At 66.8% G+C, this 17,678-nt stretch carries 16 protein-coding genes, 2 tRNA genes and 1 other RNA gene; 17 read left to right on the forward strand and 2 right to left on the reverse strand.

Features of this window, described 5'->3' with window-relative positions; genetic code table 11:
- Positions 1 to 86 precede the first annotated feature (86 nt).
- The 3 genes from MOQ72_RS10190 to MOQ72_RS10200 all read left to right on the forward strand — a co-directional run bounded on the left by MOQ72_RS10190 (position 87) and on the right by MOQ72_RS10200 (position 3,672).
- A complete protein-coding gene (locus tag MOQ72_RS10190; protein ID WP_277953873.1) occupies positions 87 to 2,975 on the forward strand; it encodes a UPF0182 family protein in 2,889 nt (962 codons plus the stop codon).
- A gap of 152 nt (positions 2,976 to 3,127) precedes the next feature.
- A tRNA-Met gene (locus MOQ72_RS10195) sits at positions 3,128 to 3,201 on the forward strand.
- A gap of 397 nt (positions 3,202 to 3,598) precedes the next feature.
- Positions 3,599 to 3,672, forward strand: a tRNA-Met gene (locus MOQ72_RS10200).
- 290 nt (positions 3,673 to 3,962) lie between these two features.
- On the opposite strand, the gene MOQ72_RS10205 is transcribed toward MOQ72_RS10200, so the two are convergent.
- A complete protein-coding gene (locus MOQ72_RS10205) occupies positions 3,963 to 4,250 on the reverse strand; it encodes a hypothetical protein (protein WP_242182337.1) in 288 nt (95 codons plus the stop codon).
- Between the two features lie 279 nt (positions 4,251 to 4,529).
- Here MOQ72_RS10205 and MOQ72_RS10210 point away from each other — a divergent pair, with 279 nt between their 5' ends.
- From MOQ72_RS10210 to MOQ72_RS10270, 13 genes are all read left to right on the forward strand, one after another.
- Positions 4,530 to 5,027, forward strand: a complete 498-nt coding sequence (locus tag MOQ72_RS10210; RefSeq protein ID WP_242182339.1) for a PadR family transcriptional regulator — start codon at positions 4,530 to 4,532, stop codon at positions 5,025 to 5,027.
- 97 nt (positions 5,028 to 5,124) lie between these two features.
- On the forward strand, positions 5,125 to 6,231 hold the full coding sequence (prfB, locus tag MOQ72_RS10215) for a peptide chain release factor 2 (RefSeq protein ID WP_242182341.1): 1,107 nt from the start codon (positions 5,125 to 5,127) through the stop codon (positions 6,229 to 6,231).
- Between the two features lie 116 nt (positions 6,232 to 6,347).
- Entirely contained in the window at positions 6,348 to 7,037 is a 690-nt protein-coding gene (gene ftsE, locus MOQ72_RS10220; RefSeq protein WP_242182343.1) for a cell division ATP-binding protein FtsE, read from the forward strand.
- 65 nt (positions 7,038 to 7,102) lie between these two features.
- Positions 7,103 to 8,005, forward strand: coding sequence for a permease-like cell division protein FtsX (gene ftsX / locus MOQ72_RS10225; protein WP_242182345.1), 903 nt, complete (start codon positions 7,103 to 7,105; stop codon positions 8,003 to 8,005).
- A 77-nt stretch (positions 8,006 to 8,082) separates the two neighbouring features.
- Entirely contained in the window at positions 8,083 to 8,559 is a 477-nt protein-coding gene (gene smpB, locus MOQ72_RS10230; RefSeq protein WP_242182348.1) for an SsrA-binding protein SmpB, read from the forward strand.
- A 2-nt stretch (positions 8,560 to 8,561) separates the two neighbouring features.
- Positions 8,562 to 9,461 (forward strand): amidohydrolase family protein, encoded by a 900-nt coding sequence (locus tag MOQ72_RS10235; protein ID WP_242182350.1) that lies wholly within the window; start codon positions 8,562 to 8,564, stop codon positions 9,459 to 9,461.
- 83 nt (positions 9,462 to 9,544) lie between these two features.
- Positions 9,545 to 9,915: a transfer-messenger RNA gene (ssrA, locus tag MOQ72_RS10240) on the forward strand.
- Positions 9,916 to 10,223: 308 nt separating this feature from the next.
- A complete protein-coding gene (locus tag MOQ72_RS10245) occupies positions 10,224 to 11,321 on the forward strand; it encodes an SDR family NAD(P)-dependent oxidoreductase (RefSeq protein ID WP_242182352.1) in 1,098 nt (365 codons plus the stop codon).
- A 272-nt stretch (positions 11,322 to 11,593) separates the two neighbouring features.
- Positions 11,594 to 11,836: a hypothetical protein gene (locus MOQ72_RS10250; protein ID WP_242182355.1), complete on the forward strand. Its 243-nt coding sequence runs from the start codon at positions 11,594 to 11,596 to the stop codon at positions 11,834 to 11,836.
- 93 nt (positions 11,837 to 11,929) lie between these two features.
- On the forward strand, positions 11,930 to 12,664 hold the full coding sequence (locus MOQ72_RS10255; protein WP_242182357.1) for an IclR family transcriptional regulator: 735 nt from the start codon (positions 11,930 to 11,932) through the stop codon (positions 12,662 to 12,664).
- Between the two features lie 348 nt (positions 12,665 to 13,012).
- Entirely contained in the window at positions 13,013 to 14,053 is a 1,041-nt protein-coding gene (locus MOQ72_RS10260) for a CapA family protein (RefSeq protein ID WP_242182359.1), read from the forward strand.
- A 105-nt stretch (positions 14,054 to 14,158) separates the two neighbouring features.
- Entirely contained in the window at positions 14,159 to 15,580 is a 1,422-nt protein-coding gene (locus tag MOQ72_RS10265) for an MFS transporter (protein WP_242182361.1), read from the forward strand.
- A 19-nt stretch (positions 15,581 to 15,599) separates the two neighbouring features.
- Positions 15,600 to 16,517 carry an SDR family oxidoreductase gene (locus MOQ72_RS10270; RefSeq protein WP_242182363.1) on the forward strand — a complete coding sequence of 306 codons (918 nt, stop codon included), beginning with the start codon at positions 15,600 to 15,602 and terminating at the stop codon, positions 16,515 to 16,517.
- A 17-nt stretch (positions 16,518 to 16,534) separates the two neighbouring features.
- On the opposite strand, the gene MOQ72_RS10275 is transcribed toward MOQ72_RS10270, so the two are convergent.
- On the reverse strand, positions 16,535 to 16,906 hold the full coding sequence (locus MOQ72_RS10275) for a tautomerase family protein (RefSeq protein ID WP_242182365.1): 372 nt from the start codon (positions 16,904 to 16,906) through the stop codon (positions 16,535 to 16,537).
- Between the two features lie 98 nt (positions 16,907 to 17,004).
- On the opposite strand from MOQ72_RS10275, the gene MOQ72_RS10280 reads away from it, so the two are divergent.
- A complete protein-coding gene (locus MOQ72_RS10280; RefSeq protein ID WP_242182367.1) occupies positions 17,005 to 17,475 on the forward strand; it encodes a MarR family winged helix-turn-helix transcriptional regulator in 471 nt (156 codons plus the stop codon).
- Positions 17,476 to 17,678 lie beyond the last annotated feature (203 nt).

Here is a 17,678-nt window from a genome sequence, read left to right on the forward strand (position 1 = left end):
TCGTAGAGTTGAACATCACGAGGGCGGCCGGTGCCACCGGACCGCTCACTGCCTGCTGATCGTCACCAGGAGCGTGCGTTGTGGCCATGCGGCCCCCGGTAGGAATGCCGAAACTGTCCCGGCGAAGCCGAATCCTGCTGATTCTCGGCGGCATCGTGCTGGTCGCTCTGATCGCCGGATCGCGAATGCTGGGCACCTACGTGGACTGGCTGTGGTTCGGCGAGGTCGGTTATCGGCAGGTCTTCACCGTCCAACTGCTGTCCCGCACTGGGCTGGGCGTGGCCGCGGCCATCTTCCTCGGCGCGGTGCTGGCCCTGAACCTGTGGATCGCCTACCGCAGTCGTCCGGTGTTCGTGCCGGTCAGCGGGCCGGACGATCCGCTGGCCCGGTACCGCACGGTGCTCACCGAGCGATCCCGCCTGTTCGGCCTCGGCGTGCCGATCGTGGTGGGCGTGATCGGTGGCCTGGCCGCCCAGTCCGACTGGCAGACCCTGCAGCTGTTCCTGCACAGCGTGCCGTTCGGCCAGGTCGACCCCGAATTCGGCAAGGACATCAGCTTCTACACCTTCGAGCTGCCGTTCTGGCGCTTCCTGCTGTCGTGGGCGTTCATCGCGGTCACCGTGTCCTTCATCGGCGCGCTGATCACGCACTACATCTTCGGCGGCATCCGGCTGGCGGGCCGCTCCGGTCAGCTGTCCATGCCCGCCCGCGTCCAGCTGGCCGTGCTGGCCGGTCTGTTCGTGCTGCTCAAGGCCGTCGACTACTTCCTGGACCGCTACGACCTGCTGCTGTCGCAGCGCAACCCGCTGTTCACCGGTGCCAGCTACACCGACCTGAACGCGGTGATGCCCGCGAAGCTGATCCTGATGTGCATCGCGGCGTTCTGCGCGCTCGCGTTCTTCGCGGTGATCTTCCTGAAGAACCTGCAGATCCCGGCGCTGGCGACGGTCCTGCTGGTGCTCTCCAGCGTGGTCGTCGGGGCGGTGTGGCCAGCGTTGCTGGAGCAGTTCTCGGTGCGCCCCAACGCCAACCAGCGGGAGGCGCAGTCGATCGAGCGCAACCTCGCGGCCACGAAGTCGGCGTTCAACATCGGCGGCCAGAACGTCCAGTTCATCGACTACGCGGGCCGCACCCAGCTGCAGCCCAACGAGGTGGCCGCCGACCAGGGCACCATCCCCAACATCCGGCTGCTCGACCCGAACGTGCTGGCCCCGACGTTCACCCAGCTGACCCAGCAGTACAACTTCTACGGCTTCCCCGACAAGCTGGACATCGACCGGTACCGGGATGCCAACGGTCAGCTGCACGACTACCTGGTCGCACTGCGCGAGATCAACACCGACCGGCTGGCCGTCAACCAGCAGAACTGGATCAACCGGCACACCGTCTACACGCACGGCAACGGCTTCGTCGCCGCGCCCGCCGACCGCGTCGACACCACGCTCCAGGAGGGCGCGACCCAGGGCGGCTACCCGGTGTTCCAGATCAGCGACGTGGCCAACCACGGCCAAGGCGCGATCCCGGTCCAACAGCCGCGGGTGTACTACGGCGAGCTGGCCGGTCGCAGCGACTACGCGATCGTCGGTGGCAACCCGGGCACGCCAGCGCGCGAATACGACACCGATCAGCAGAAGTACACCTACACCGGCAAGGGCGGCGTTCCGGTCGGCGGACTGTTCCAGCGGGTGGTGTTCGCCGCCTACTACGGCGAGCGCAACTTCTTGTTCAGCAGCGAGATCGGCAGTGATTCGAAGATCATCTACGAGCGGAACCCGCGGGACCGGGTGCAGAAGGTCGCGCCCTGGCTCAAGCTCGACGGCGACCCGTACCCGGCGGTGATCGACGGCCGGATCAAGTGGATCGTTGACGGCTACACCACGCTGAACAACTACCCGTACTCGCAGTTGACCGAGCTCGGCGAAGCCACCAACGACACGCTCAGCGGCGTCGAACGGCAGCCCAACCAGCAGATCAACTACATCCGCAACTCGGTCAAGGCGACCGTCGACGCCTACGACGGCAGCGTCGACCTCTACGCGGTGGACGAGCGGGACCCGGTGCTCAAGGCGTGGGAAGGCGTCTTCCCCGGCGTGGTCAAACCGGCCAGCGCGATCAGCCCGCAGCTGCGCGACCACTTCCGCTTCCCGGAGGACATGTTCAAGGTCCAGCGCACGCTGCTCACCCAGTACCACGTGGACAACCCCGGTGACTTCTTCTCGAACCAGACCTTCTGGCAGGTGCCGTCCGACCCGACCAGTCGCGGTAACACGGCAAGCACCGAGGGACAGCAGCCCCCGTACTACGTGCTGGCCCAGGTCGGTGAGCAGCAGCGACCGGAGTTCCAGCTGACCAGTGCGCTCACCGCGTTGCGTCGCGAGAACCTGGCGGCCTGGGTTTCGGCGTCCTCCGAACCGAACAACTACGGCAAGCTCACCGTGCTGCGACTACCGACCATCAACTCGACTCCGGGGCCGAACCAGGTCCAGAACCAGATGGAGTCGACGCCCGAGGTCACCGAGAACCGCACGCTGTTCAACAACCCGAACGTGACCGCGATCTTCGGCAACCTGCTGACCCTGCCGGTCGCGGGCGGCCTGCTCTACGTCGAACCGATCTACATCCAGCGCAACGAGCAGAACTCCTATCCGCAGCTGGCGCGGGTGCTGGTGTCCTTCGGCGGCAAGGTCGGCTTCTCCGAAACCCTCGCCGGGGCGCTGGAGGAAGTCTTCGGCACCGGCGCCGGGCAGTCCACCCAACCCGGCCAGAACTCCCAGCAACCCCCGCCCCAGAACCAGCCGCCGCAGACGACGCCGGGCAGTCCACAACTGTCCCAGGCGGTGTCTGACATCCGGGCGGCCCTGGACCACATCCGGCAGGCCCAGCAATCCGGCAACTTCGCCGATCTCGGCGCGGCCTACCAGCAGCTCGACGACGCGGTGAGGCGCTTCGAGCAGTCCCAGGGCAGCGGGGGCTGACCAGCGGAGACGCAAACGGGGCGGGAATCGTGCCAGCGATCCCGCCCTCTTGCTTTCCGCCGTCCGATCGAGTGCAAAATGCGGTACGTCACTTCTCTGGCCAGGCGATTTGCACTAAGGTTCCGCGCCCCGTAAAGTTAGGGGCACAACGACGCGGGGTGGAGCAGCTCGGTAGCTCGCTGGGCTCATAACCCAGAGGTCGCAGGTTCGAATCCTGTCCCCGCTACGATTCAGATGTTCAAGGGCCCCAGGCTTCGCCTGGGGCCCTTTTCCCGTTGTTCCTATTTCCTTACGGGGGCCGAGCCCCCGTAGACCCCCACGGTGCGGTGGTCGCCTTCGAGTTTGCTCCCTGCTTTTGTGGGCGTTCCCGGCCTGCGTTCTGGACCAGCCTTTTTGTTGGGCGTGCTCTGGTTGTCGTGGTCCAGTGAGTTGGTCTTGGTCCGGTGGGTAACTGCCTGGGCCGATGTTCGGGTCTGGGCTGGGGCTGGGGCTGGTGATTCGGGGTCGGGGTGTGGGGTGGTGTTTTTGCTGGTTGGTTGGGGTTTTGGGTTTTTGGGGACCCCCTTGTTCGGGGGTTTTTGTCGGCGTGTAGGGTTACTCGTACAAGTTAAGAACGCACACGGCGCGGGGTGGAGCAGCTCGGTAGCTCGCTGGGCTCATAACCCAGAGGTCGCAGGTTCGAATCCTGTCCCCGCTACGATTCCGATGTTCAAGGGCCCCAGGCTTCGCCTGGGGCCCTTTTCCCGTTGTTCCTATTTCCTTACGGGGCCGAGCCCCCGTAGACCCCCACGGTGCGGTGGTCGCCTTCGAGTTTGCTCCCTGCGTTTTTGTCGTGCCCGGCCTGGGTTGTGGACCAGCCTTTGTTCGGTGCTCAATTGCTGTGCGACGGAACCTGCAAGAGCGTGGCCGGTGGGTGCTTGGGTTGGTGGTTGTGTTGAAGGCCCAGGGTGGGCTGGGCCTTCTTTTCGGGTTGGGTTCTTTTCGGGGTTAGGAGAGGCCCTCGGCCCATTGGCGGGCGCAGGCTGGGGAGCACACCCTTCCCTCTCCTCTTACCGCGCCTGCTGGGCGCATGGTTCTTCCGCACACCATGCACGCATCGGTTTCGCCGTCGCGTTGCATGGGTATCAAGGACTTGGCTCGCTCGGTGACCTTGCTGGCCATCCTCGTCTTGCTCTCGGCGACTTTCGTCCGCAACCAACTTCGATGCACTCCCAGCACCTCCTGACTCGGCCGCTCGTCGGCCGCCAACTGGACGGCCATGTGCAGAGTGCTCATGACTTGACGTAGTTGGGCAGTTCCAGAACGTGATAACACCTCATTGCGCGGCGAAGAACCCCCATCCAGGCGAACCGCCGTCATGCTCGTCGCAATGCGTGCAGGCATCCAGCGGCAGACGTGTGCACCCCGTGTCCGCTGGCACCACACCGCCAGTCATCCGGCGCTCGCGCCAATGGCGCAATCGTTCGTCCACTTGGACCAGTCCACTGCAACCACAGTGGACAGAACTGGGGACCATTGTGGACAGCAGCGCGGTGGCATGGCACCGTTGCAGATGTGACCGAGCTGAATGCGACATCCGCTGCCCTGTTGGGACTACTGCACGAAGGTCCGAAGACCGGTGGCCAGCTGGTTGCTGCCGCCACCGAGCGCTTCGGAGGGTTCTTCAGCGTGACCCGCAGCCAGGTTTACCGCGAGCTGCCCGCGCTGACCGACGCTGGTCTGTTGCGCCTTGGCAAGCAGGGCCCGCGCTCCAGCCAGCAATACGCGATCACGGCTGCCGGTAAGCGCGCCTTCAAGTCGTGGCTGAACACCGAACCGGGACCGGACAACGTCCGCAGTCCGCTGATCCTCCGGCTGGTGTACTCGGGTTCCCTCACACCGAAGCAACGCACCGGGCTGGTCGAGTCCGCACGCGCGCAGTACGCGGTGAAGATGGACGAGGCGAGGAACGCCGCCAAGACCGCCACCGACCCGTACGAGAAGGCCGCCGCGGACTTCACCGTGTCTTACAACCGGGCGATCATCAAGTTGCTGGACTCGATTCCGGACTGAACTCCTCCGGGAGTGGCGACGGGCGCAGCAGCCGCTCGTGACTGGCAACGGGCCGTCCTCGTGGGCGGCCCGTGCCCGGTGAAGTACGCTGAGCACTGTGAATCCCGACGTCGCCGCTGCGCTCAAAGAACTGTCCAACACGCTCGAAGGCATCGAGAGCGTGATGGATTTGGATGCGCTGCGCGCCAATATCGCGGAGCTCGAAACCGAGGCGGCCAAGCCCGACCTGTGGGATGACGTCGAGCACGCGCAACGGGTCAGCAGTCAGCTCGTGCACCGGCAAGCCGAGCTGCGCAAGGTCACCGAGTTGCGGCAGCGCCTCGAAGACCTGGAAGTGCTCTACGAGCTCAGCGAGGACGAAGGTGACTCGGCCGGGCTGGCGGAGGCCGACGACGAGCGGGAACGCCTCAAGCAGGACCTCGACGGCCTCGAAGTGCGCACGCTGCTCTCCGGCGAGTACGACGGGCGCGAGGCGATGGTGACGATCCGCGCCGAAGCCGGTGGTGTCGACGCCGCCGACTTCGCCGAGATGCTGATGCGGATGTACCTGCGCTGGGCGGAGCGCCACTCCTACCAGGCCGAGGTCTACGACACCTCCTACGCCGAAGAAGCCGGTCTGAAGTCGGCGACGTTCCGGGTCAACGCCCCCTACGCCTACGGCACGCTCTCGGTCGAGCAGGGCACCCACCGGTTGGTGCGCATCTCCCCATTCGACAACCAGGGGCGGCGGCAGACGTCGTTCGCCGGTGTCGAGGTGCTGCCCGTCGTGGAGGAGACCGACCACGTCGACATCCCGGAGAAGGACATCCGCGTCGATGTCTTCCGCTCCTCCGGGCCCGGTGGGCAGAGCGTGAACACCACCGACTCCGCCGTGCGCATCACGCACATCCCGACCGGCATCGTGGTGTCCTGCCAGAACGAGAAGTCGCAGCTGCAGAACAAGGCCGCGGCGATGCGCGTGCTGCAGTCCAAGCTGCTGGCCCGCAAGAAGGAGGAGGAGCGCGCCGAGCTGGACGCGCTCAAGGACAGCGGGTCGAGCTGGGGCAACCAGATGCGCTCCTACGTGCTGCACCCCTACCAGATGGTCAAGGACCTGCGCACCGACTACGAGGTGGGCAACCCCGAGGCGGTGCTCGACGGCGAGATCGACGGGTTCCTGGAGGCCGGGATCCGCTGGCGCCGCCAGCAGCAGAGCGTGGCCTGACCAGTGCGGTCCGCAACGGGGTCGGCCGGGCGGCGAAGTCGCAGGTGAGCAGGGGTGCGGCCGCCGGTCCGGGTGAGGCGATGTCCCCCTAACGGTCGCGGGTAAACTCACGCCCCGTGATCCGCCTTGAGCACGTGTCCAAGACGTACAAGACGTCGACCAGGCCCGCTCTCGACGATGTCTCGGTGGGCATCGACAGGGGCGAGTTCGTGTTCCTCATCGGGCCCTCGGGATCCGGGAAGTCGACGTTCATGCGGCTGCTGCTGCGGGAGGACGTGCCCAGCCGCGGCCGGGTCTTCGTCGCCGACTGGAACGTCGCCAAACTGCCGCGGCGCCGCGTCCCCCGGCTGCGCCAGCGCATCGGCTGCGTGTTCCAGGACTTCCGGCTGCTGAACAACAAGACCGTCGCGGAGAACGTCGCGTTCGCCCTGGAAGTGATCGGCAAGCCGCGCAACGACATCCGCCGGGTGGTGCCGCAGGTGCTGCAACTGGTCGGTCTCGACGGCAAGGCCGACCGGATGCCGCACGAGCTCTCCGGTGGTGAGCAGCAACGCGTGGCGATCGCGCGGGCCTTCGTCAACCGGCCGCTGGTGCTGCTCTGCGACGAGCCGACCGGAAACCTCGACCCCGACACCAGCCAGGACATCATGCTGCTGCTGGAGCGGATCAACCGCACCGGCACCACAGTGATCATGGCCACCCACGACCACTCCATCGTCGACTCGATGCGGCGCCGCGTCGTCGAGCTCAGCCTCGGGCGGGTCATCCGCGACGACGCCCGCGGCGTCTACGGCGTCGGCCGCTGACCCCCGCGGCGGCCCGGCACCCGACTGAGGACAACACCCCCGACCGGCAGGAAAGCTGACACAAGATGCGCGCGAGCTTCGTATTCAGCGAGGTCGTCAACGGCCTTCGGCGCAACGTGACGATGACCATCGCGATGATCCTGACGACCGCTATCTCGGTCGGTCTGCTCGGCGGCGGTCTCCTCGTGGTCCGACTGATCGACAAGATGCAGGAGACCTACCAGGACCGCGTCGAGGTCGTGGTGTTCATGACCGACGACGTCAGCGCCAACGACAACACCTGCACCGCGCAGCCCTGCGCGAGCATCATGAGCGACCTCAAGCGCATCCCGGGCGTGGAGTCGGTGTCGTACGAGAACCGGCAGAAGGCGTTCGACAACTTCAACAAGGTCTTCGAGTCGCAGCCGGAGCTGCGCGACGTCGCCCGCATCGAGGCGATGCCCGCTTCGCTGCGCGTGAAGCTGACCGATCAGGAGCGCTTCCCGGCCCTGCAGGCGCAGTTCAGCGGGCGGCCCGGCGTGGACAGCGTCGTTGACCAGGCCGAATACCTGAACCGGATGTTCGACGTGCTCAACGGAGTCCGCAATGCGACGTTCTCGATCGCGCTGGTGCAGGCGCTCGCGGCGTTGCTGCTGATCTCCAACACCATCCAGCTGTCGGCGTTCACCCGGCGCACCGAGACCGGCATCATGCGACTGGTCGGTGCCACCCGCTGGTACACCCAGCTGCCGTTCCTGCTGGAAGCGGTGGTCTCCGGACTCATCGGTGCGTTCCTGGCCATCGGCGGCCTGCTGATCGCCAAGGCCGCCTTCATCGACCGGGTCATGGCGCCGGTGTTCAACACCGGCATCATCCCCAGCGTCGAGTGGGGCGACATCGCGCTGATCTCGCCGATCCTGCTGCTGGTCGCGGCGGCCGTCTCGGCGATCACCGGATACGTCACGCTCCGCCTCTACGTCCGCCTGTAGCGGGATTGCCGGTACCGCGGTTCGCGTTGCAACCGCGGTACCGAAAGTCGCAAGACAGGAAAGCTAGAGTTGTTCTCATGGTGAAGGAACGCGGTCGCAAGGTCATCGCGCAGAACCGCAAGGCGCGGCACGACTGGGCGGTGCTGGACAGCTACGAGACCGGCATCGTGCTGACCGGCACCGAGGTCAAGAGCCTGCGGCAGGGCAAGGCGCAGTTGGTCGACGGCTTCGCCACCGTCGACGACGGCGAGGTCTGGCTGCGCAACGTGCACATCCCCGAGTACACCGAGGGCACCTGGACCAACCACGAGCCGCGCCGGTCCCGCAAGCTGCTGCTGCACAAGCACGAGATCCTCCGGCTGATCGGCAAGATCAAGGAGAGCGGGCTGAGCCTGATCCCGATGGCGCTGTACTTCAGCGACGGCAAGGCCAAGGTCGAACTGGCCCTGGCCCGCGGCAAGAAGGCCCACGACAAGCGGCAGGACATGGCCAGGCGCGACGCGGATCGGGAGATCCAGCGGGCCATCGGCCGGGCCCGCAAAGGCATGCGGTAGAGGTGCCGCCGAGCAGCGACGCGGATGTCCCGGCTTGGACGGCCGAGCTGGGGCTGCCCGGCCTGGTCGACGTCCACACGCACTTCCTGCCGGAGCGGGTGCTGCGCAAGGTCTGGGCGTTCTTCGACGAGGCCAGCACGCACTACGGCACCGAATGGGCGATCTTCTACCGGTATGCAGAGGAAACCCGGTTGCGGGTGCTCCGCGAGCTCGGGGTGACGACCTTCGCGCCGCTGGTCTACGCGCACAAGCCGGACATGGCGGCCTGGTTGACGGAGTGGGTGCTGGACTTCGCCCGGCGAACGCCCGATGCGGTCCCCACCGCGACCATCTTCCCGGAGCCAACCGTCGCGGAATACCTGGCCAAGGCGCTCGACGCCGGAGCGCGGTGCGTGAAGGTGCACGTCCAGGTCGGTGGTTTCGACCCGCGTGACCCGCTGCTGGACCCGGCCTGGGGGCTGCTCGCGGAGGCTGGTGTGCCGGTGGTGGTGCACTGCGGCAACGGCCCGCGGCGCGGCGAGTACACCGGACTGGACGTGTTCGAGGACGTCCTGCGGCGCAATCCGCGGCTGGTCGCGGTGCTGGCGCACGCGGGGATGCCGGACTACGCCGCCGCGCTGGACCTCGTGGGCCGGTATCCGCGAGTGCACCTCGACACCACGATGGTCGGGGTGGCCTTCAGCGAGCAGTTCGCCCCGCTGCCGAACGACTGGGCAGCCCGGCTGGCCGGGAACGCCGACCGGATCGTGCTCGGCACCGACTTCCCGAACATCCCGTACCCCTACGCCGAGCAGCTCGCGGCGATCGCGACCTGGGCCGGGAATGAAGACCGGCTGGGCGCGGACTTCCTGCGCGCGGTGCTGCACGACACCCCGTCACGGCTGCTCGGACTGTCCGCTTGATCGTTTCAGGGATATGGGAATGATCGCCGGATCGCGAGGCGTTATCCTGGTGTACACCGGTTCGAAAGCCGAGCCGGGAGCAAGGGGGTGAACGGTTTCGACTCCGTACGTCGACCCAAGGGAAGCGTGCCGGTGCAGGCGGGAGACCACCGTGAGCGTCGCCGCAAATGAATAAGCGCCGACAAGAGTCAGCGCGAGTTCGCCCTCGCCGCCTGAGCGAGGAGCGACTCTGTCGGACCGGGATCGCCTCCGACCCGGAATCCGGCATCAGCTAGGAGGCTCTTACCGCCAGGTTCGGTCGCGGGACCTGGTGGGACACCAAACAGCGACTGGGCTTGTCACACCGGCTAGTTCGCGGGACCGGTGAAGCCGAGCAGAGACACAGCGGACTGCGCACGGAGAAGTCTTGGTGAAGCGACGGAGGACCCGGGTTCGATTCCCGGCACCTCCACTCCGCGATTGGAAACGCCCTGCTCACGCAGGGCGTTTCGCTTTATCGCTTCGTCATTGCTTTGGGGGTCGACCCCCCCAAGCCCCCCACGGTGCGGTGGCCACCGTCCAGTGGCTCCTTGCGCGGGGCAGCGTTTCCGGCCTGCTCTCGGACCAGCCCTCCAGGGTTCGAATAGGCTCCCCCAACGTCCACGCAATGGGAGGCTCGTGCTCGCATCTTTGCGTGGGTCTCCTTCGTTCGTGGTTGACCTTCTCACTGATGTCAGACTTTAGGGTTCCTTCGTCCGCGAACCGGAGAACGAAGGAGCGAGCATGCCGGGAGTAGTGATCATTGGAGCGGGATCGGGTATCGGCTTGTCGGTCGCCCGTCGATTCGCGCGCGAGGGGCTGTCGATCGCCCTGGTGGCACGGTCGGGGAACACGCTGAAGACCGTCGCCGACGCCCTGGTGCCCACTGGGGTGCCCGTTGTCGCTTTGACAGCGGACAGCACCGACCAGGCAGCGCTGAGGTCCGCTCTCGAGGGCGCGCGCGAGGAGTTCGGCGTGCCGGACGTCGTGGTGTACAACGCGGCGATCATCCAACCCGACCTGCCCGGTGAGCTGTCCGTGCGAGCCCATCAGGATGCCTGGGCAGTCAACGTGGTCGGCGCGATCAGCGCCGCCGCGCACGTCGCACCCGACATGGCGCAGCGCGGCAGCGGTTCGTTCATCATCACGGGCGGAATGCCCGAGCCGAAGCCGGAGTACGTGAGCCTCTCCCTCGGGAAGGCTGGCGTGCGAGCCCTGGTGACGCTGTTGGACAAGCAGTACGGCCCAGCTGGCCTCCACGTGGCGACCGTGACCGTGGACGGCCCAGTCGCTCCGGGAACCGCGTTCGACCCGGACGACATCGCGGAGCACTACTGGCGGCTGCACACCCAACCGCGTCAGGCGTGGCAGCGGGAAATCGTCCACAGCGAGCAGGACGACCTGAGCCCGGAAGCGAGTACCCAACGCTGGGCTCGCGGTGTCGTGGGCGAACTGCTGGGTGCCTGGCAGAAAGCATTCGATGAGCGGCGGACAAATGACATCGTCTCGCTGTTCACAGCGGACGCCCTCTTCCAGGGCATCGATCCGGAGCTGTTCATCGGTCCGGCGGCGATATCCGCGTACTACGACAACGTCGCTGACGGCACAACGGCCGCCGTGGATGTACTGCACGGAATTGTGCTGGGCGAGGGAATGGTAGGTGGGTTCGCGAACGTGACCTTCACCGATTCCACGGGAGAGTCCCGTCCGATGCGCCTGTCCATCGTCGCCCAGCGCGTTGAGGGCGGCTGGCGAATCCGCCAGTACCATGCGGCGGCGCGCGCCGAGGTCACGGACCGGTCGGTCGTTCGAGTCGGCGGGACCGCACCGGATGGACTGTGATCGCGGGCCCTGCGACGAGCACCGAAGAGTTCGGGTTGCGCCACGTCAGGCTTGGTGGTGTTCCCGGTTACCACGGAGAAAGCCCGGGTAACCGGGCTTCCGGCTGTTCGGGAGTGGATCAACTCGACGGCGGCTCCCGCGGCCGGGCCGGGATTCACGGTGCCAGGTAGCGGGCTACGCGGACGGCGGCCTGGCTCAGCGGCGCCGCGTCGGCGGCCAGGATCACCGCAGCACTGTCGCCCGACGATCATCGACGCGGTTTCGCCGCAGCGGTGGCCGCCTTGGTCGCCGAGTTCAACGCCTACCTCGACCGGGATCACGCCGACCCGGCTGCCGATCTCGTCGGCTACCGGCGGCACGCCAGCTGGCTCAACCACGACGAACTCGCCGCCATGAGCAGCGAACTTCGCGACGCGATCACGTCCTGGTTGGCCAACCCGCCCACCTCCGACCGCGGCCGACACCTGCTCAGCCCGATCCTCTTCCCCAGCGAAGAACCGCCCGCCGAATCCTGATCAACAGGCACCCCGTCGGCCATGCGCTGTTGGGGTCGTCGACCCCGGTCTGACTGGGCGGAACGCGTGGGTGAGACTGATATCGTGCCTTCGGTGGAGCAGTCTGATTTCGCACCTCCTCGCCACGGGTCCAGTGCCCGCGACGAGCTGGATCGCTCGGTTTCGCAGACTCTGAGCCGGGGACTCCAGGTGCTCGAAGTCCTCGCTGCCGAAGGTCGGCCGCTCACCGCGCAGCAGATCGCGACAGCCCTCGGGCTGAGCCGTCCGGTCGTCTACCGCCTGCTCCGCACCCTCGCGCAGCACCACCTGCTGAGCACCGAAGTCGGCAACGGCCGGTACGACCTCGGGCTCGGGCTGCTGACCCTCTCGCGCAGCGTGCAGCGGGATCTCAGGCACGCGGCGTTCCCGATCATCAGATCGCTCGCGCAGGAACTCAACACCACGGCGGTCCTCGGACTGCGCGACGGCGACGAGGTCGTCTACGTGCTTGCGGTCGAGGCCGAGTTCGCCCGGATGGCGGTGCGTTCGAGGGAAGGTACGCGCAGACCGCTGCAGGCCAGCACCTCGGGACTCGCGCTGCGGCTGACGTTCGAGCCGAGCCCGGACGACGACGCCGAGTTGCGGCAGGCGCGGGCCGCCGGATTCGCCGCGCGTGACGTCGTCATGGGCTATCAGGCGACCGCGATCTCCGCGCCCGTCCCATCGGAAGCCGGGCCGAGCGAAGCGTGCGTGACGGTGCTGTTCCCGAACGTCATCGACGACATCGAGGACCGGGCCCCGCTCGTCGTCGACGCGGCCGAGCGGATCGCCGGGGTCGTGCGGATCTGACCGCCACCGCCCGGCGCCGGGCTTGGAGTTGGCGCGGTGCTGCCTGCGTTGACGCCGGTCGATGACGTCGACCACCGAATCCCGCACGTTCGTTGCAGGCCACATTTGCATTGCAGGGCACCAGGTTCACCACGCGCGCGCGGACGCCGTCAATCGTTCCGGCGCGCTGATTCACGTCCGCATGCGTCTTGGTCGGGGTCGAGTCGGTGAAGCCTTCCGGCGTTGACTCGCGACTGCGCACTCCGTAGATTGATTGATATTCGAACAAGAGTTACGAATATCGGACAGGTGCGGATGTGACGACCCGGACCTGCGGAGCTGGGAACAGCGGAAGCGAGGGATCACGCGATGGCATCATCCGACCCGTTCAGAATGGCCGCGGTCGGCGACATCAACCTGGCGGGATTTGCCACCGACTCGAACCCGTTCCGCCACCTGATGCCGTACCTCGACACGCTGAACCTCGCGGTCGGCACGCTTGAGGGCCTGCTCGCCGAGCCTGCGGAGCTGTTCTACAAGCCGGGTTTCAAACACGTCGGTGAAGGCCACGCGCCGAACCTGGCCGAGGCGCGCTTCCGGATGCTCAACCTCGCGAGCAACGTGACCTTCGGGGCCGAACCCATCGGCACCACGATCAAGCAGCTCGACGCGGAGGGGATCGCGCACACCGGGGCTGGTTCGGACCGGAGCAGCGCGCGGCGGGCTGCTCGTTCCACTGTGGACGGAAAGCGCATCGGCATGGTCTCGCGCACGGCGGTGTTCTGGCCGCACGGCCACGAGGCCACCGAGACCCAGGCGGGTGTCGTGCCGGTCCGCGTCGCTACGTCGTACCAACCCCACCCGCGGCTCATCGAACTGCCCGGACTACCCGCCAAGATCATCACGACCCCTGATGCCGCCGACGTCGACGCGCTGCGGGCCGACCTCGCCGCCGAGCGCGACAACGTCGATGTCCTCATCGCGTTCTTCCACTTCGGAGTCTCGTCCCAGCGCGAGGTCGTCGACTACCAACGCACCCTCGCCCAGGCCGCCATCGACGCTGGCGCGGACGTCGTCTTCGGCTCCCACGCGCACGTCGTCCAGCCCATCGAGGTGTACCGGGGCAAACCGATCTTCTACGGGCTCAGCCAGGTGATCTTCGGATGGGACTTCGTGGCGCGCGTGAAGCACCCCGGTCAACCGGGCCTCATCGCGGAGCTCGAAGTCGCGGACGGGGAATTCCGCTGGAGTGCGCGTTTCGTCAAGCCGCAGGAGAACCTCGAACCCCGGATCGTCGCGCTCGACGAGGTCCCCGAGGAAGTCGAGCACCTCGCTGCCTCCTGTCCGGAAACGGTCCGCTTCGAAGGCGACCGGTTGATCGTCAACACCGGGCTCGACACGACGTCATGACGAACGCCGGTCTCCGACACTGCCGCCGGAGACCGGCCCGTCCGCTGAATCGGGATCGCGCACGCCGCTTGGTCCTGGTCCCACGAGCGCACAAGGGAGTGTGCAGTGTCGGATTCGACGACGAGCAGACCGGTCATCGACGTCGTCCCGCTGATCGAGAACCAGAAGATCGGACGGTTCTGGACAGCGCTTTTCGCCGTGGCGTGGTTGGTCACGTTCCTTGAGGGCTTCGATCTCCAGATCATCTCGTTCGCTGGCAGCTACCTGAAGCGAGATCTCGCGCTCAGCAACACGCAGTTGGGCACCCTGGGAACCGTCGGCGTGGTGGGCCAGTTGTTCGGCGGAATCGCGATCGCCTACCTGGGCGACCGGTTCGGCCGCAAGCCCGCGATCGTCGGTTCGGTCGCTGGTTTCGGCGTCTTCATGGTGCTGTTCGCCTTCGCGGCGGACTACCCGCAGCTCGTGGTCCTGCGGTTCGCCACCGGGTTCTTCATCGGTGGCGCCCTGCCGCTCGTGTGGGCGCTGGTGACCGAGTTCGCACCCACCCGGCTGCGATCGACGTCCGTGGTGATCGTCATGGTGGGTTACAGCCTCGGGAGCGCGTCGGGTGGGCCGGTGTCGAACCTGCTCATCCCGGACTTCGGCTGGGCGTCGGTGTTCCTCGCGGGCGGCATCGCGTCGCTGGCCATGCTCGTCCCCGTGCTGCTGTTCCTGCCGGAGTCCGTCAAGTTCCTGGCGCAGCGCGGCCTCGCCCAGCACCGGATCATCCCGGTCCTCCGGCGGGTCAGTCCGGGCATCCAGTTGCCTTCCGACGCGCGTTTCGTGGTGGGAACGCAGGATGTGGACCGCACTCGCTTCACGCCCGCGTCGCTGTTCCGCGGCGGACGGCTGGCACTGATCACCCCGCTGGTCTGGGGTGCCTGGTTCTGTTCCGCGACAGTGGTCTTCTACCTCGCCTTCTGGGGCCCGATCCTCAACGAGCAGATCGGCTTCAGCGTCTCGGCTGCCGCGACGCTCGCCTCCGGGACTTCGGTCGCGGGCGCGCTCGGCCAGGTTCTGATCAGCCGGTTCATCGACCGCCGTGGAGCTGGCGCCATCATGTGGATGCCGTTGCTCGCCGTGCCGTGCCTGTTGTTGATCGGGTTCGCGCCGCTCGGGGCCGTTGGCTACGTGCTCGTGCTGGTCGTCGCCCACATCTTGATCGTGGGTGGCAACGGTGGGGTCATCAGCATCTCCGGCATCTTCTACCGGCCCGCGATCCGTGCCAGCGGTGGCGGCTGGGCGGCTTCGGTGTCGAAACTCGGCGCGATGCTCGGTCCCTGGCTCGCCGGTCTGCTCCTCGACAACGGCATCGATGCGAAGGGGACGTTCTACGTCTTCGCGATCTTCCCCGTCGCCATGGTCGTCCTGCTCGCGGTACTGGGTCGGATCCAGCGTGGGCTACCTGCGGATGCCGACGGCTCGCTGCGCCCCGCGAGCGGTCCGCAGCCGCGCGATCCGACTGAAGAACGATCCGGTCTGTCATAGTCGGCGGGTGGATTGGTCGGTGAACCCTGACGCGTTGCGCGGACGTGTCGCTGTCGTGGCGGGAGCTACGCGGGGAGCTGGGCGTGGGATCGCGGCCGCGCTGGGGGAAGCCGGGGCGACGGTGATCTGCACCGGGCGCTCCAGCGCGACCGGCAGCGGTGGGTCGGACTACGACCGACCCGAGACGATCGAGGAGACGGCCGAACTCGTCACGAGGCTGGGCGGTACTGGGATCGCGGCCCAGGTCGATCATCTGGACTCCGACCAGGTTCGGTGGTTGGCCGCGCGGGTTCGCGACGAGTACGGGCACATCGACGTGCTGGTCAACGACATCTGGGGCGCGGAACGCCTCAAGGGCAGCCCCGCCGAGTGGAACACCCCGATCTGGGCGCACGATCTCGACGCTGGTCTGCGGATACTCCGACTCGCCATCGACACGCACCTGATCACCTCGCACCACCTGCTGCCGCTGCTCATCGATCGGCCGGGTGGTCTGCTCGTCGAGGTCACCGACGGCACGGCCGATTTCAACGCGTCGCGATACCGGATTTCGGTGTTCTACGACCTGGCGAAGGTGGCGGTGAACCGGTTGGCCTTCTCGCAGGGCCATGAACTGGTTCCGCACGGCGCAACGGCCGTTGCCATCACGCCCGGCTGGCTCCGGTCGGAGATGATGCTCGACAACTACGGCGTGACCGAGGACAACTGGCGAGACGCCCTGGCCCCGAACCGGGGCGAAGGCTACCCAACGGCTCCGGAGGGGTTCGCGTTGTCGGAGTCGCCGCGGTATGTCGGCCGCGCCGTCGCGGCGCTGGCCGCGGACCCCGACCGGGCGAGGTGGAATCAGCGTTCGGCCACTTCCGCCGAGTTCGCGCGGGAGTACGGTTTCACCGACATCGACGGCTCGCAGCCCGACAGCTGGAATGGGCACAGCTGAGCCGTCGTTCGATTCCGTCAGACGACTTCGCCGCCGACTCCGGAGCGGCCCGGTGGGACTCCGACGAGGTTGACCGTCACGTTCTTGCGGAGGTCTTCGCCGAAGACCTCGACCATCGCGGCGGTGATGGACGTGATCAGGGCGGCGGGGTCGAATCGGGTCAGGCCCGCTTCGCGCATGTTGAGGGTGACCACGGCGCATTCCGCTTCGGCCGGTGCGCCGCCGGAGCCCCAGCGGTGGCGGGGGATGCCGAACAGTTCCACGCCCACGAGCGGTCGGAAGTCCGCTCCGTACACCTTGGTCGCGGCATCGGTCAGCGCCTGGATGATCTTCGGTTCGGTGGTTCCGTCGAGTGCTTCTTCGAACAGCTTCACGCTGAAGTGCGGCATCGTCCGGCCCTTCGATCGGTGGGTAGCATCAATGGCAAAGATGCTTTGCTTTGCATGCAAAGTCTCTTTGATGACAAAGCTATATTTGGGTGTGGTGGATGTCAACGAAGGACTCCGATCCAGGTGTCGATGACGCGATCCGGGCGCTGCTGCTGCTGATGCCTCGGCTGGTCGGGCGTGCGAAACGGTTGCGGATACCCGACGAACTCCAGTCGCTCGCGCTGGCGCCACGACACCTCTCGCTGCTGTCCTACCTGCTCTTCGACGGTCCGATGACGGTGAACGAGCTGGCGATCCGGCTGGAGGTCGCGCCGACGACGGTGAGCCTGATGGTCGGCGAGCTGAGCCGCAAAGGCGTCCTGGAGCGGCGGGAGGACGAAGCCGACCGCCGCCGCCGGATCGTCAGCATCACCGAGGAGAAGCTGCCCGCGATAGACGCCTGGCTGGCTCGCGGTGCCAGGGCCTGGCGCAACGCCCTCGAACCGCTGACGCCGGACCAGCGGCGCATGTTCATCGACACGCTGCACGCCTACGAACTCGGCGTCGCCACCGACGACCAGCAGTCGTGAGTGCCCAACCGGCCTCCAGCCCGGTTACGCACTCACGACCCCGTTCGGGTGAGGAGTGAGGGGCACCTGTGACCAAGTAAGTTGGTCACAGGTGCCCCTCACCTCATTTCTTGTCACCTTGTGGGGTGGCGAAGTGTGGTTGGTTCCGGTTGGGTTTCGGGTTCGCTACCGGAAGATCTGTCTGGCGGGGGACGACTTCGCGC

The sequence above is a fragment of the Saccharopolyspora soli genome, assembly GCF_022678645.1.
GTDB lineage: Bacteria > Actinomycetota > Actinomycetes > Mycobacteriales > Pseudonocardiaceae > Saccharopolyspora > Saccharopolyspora soli.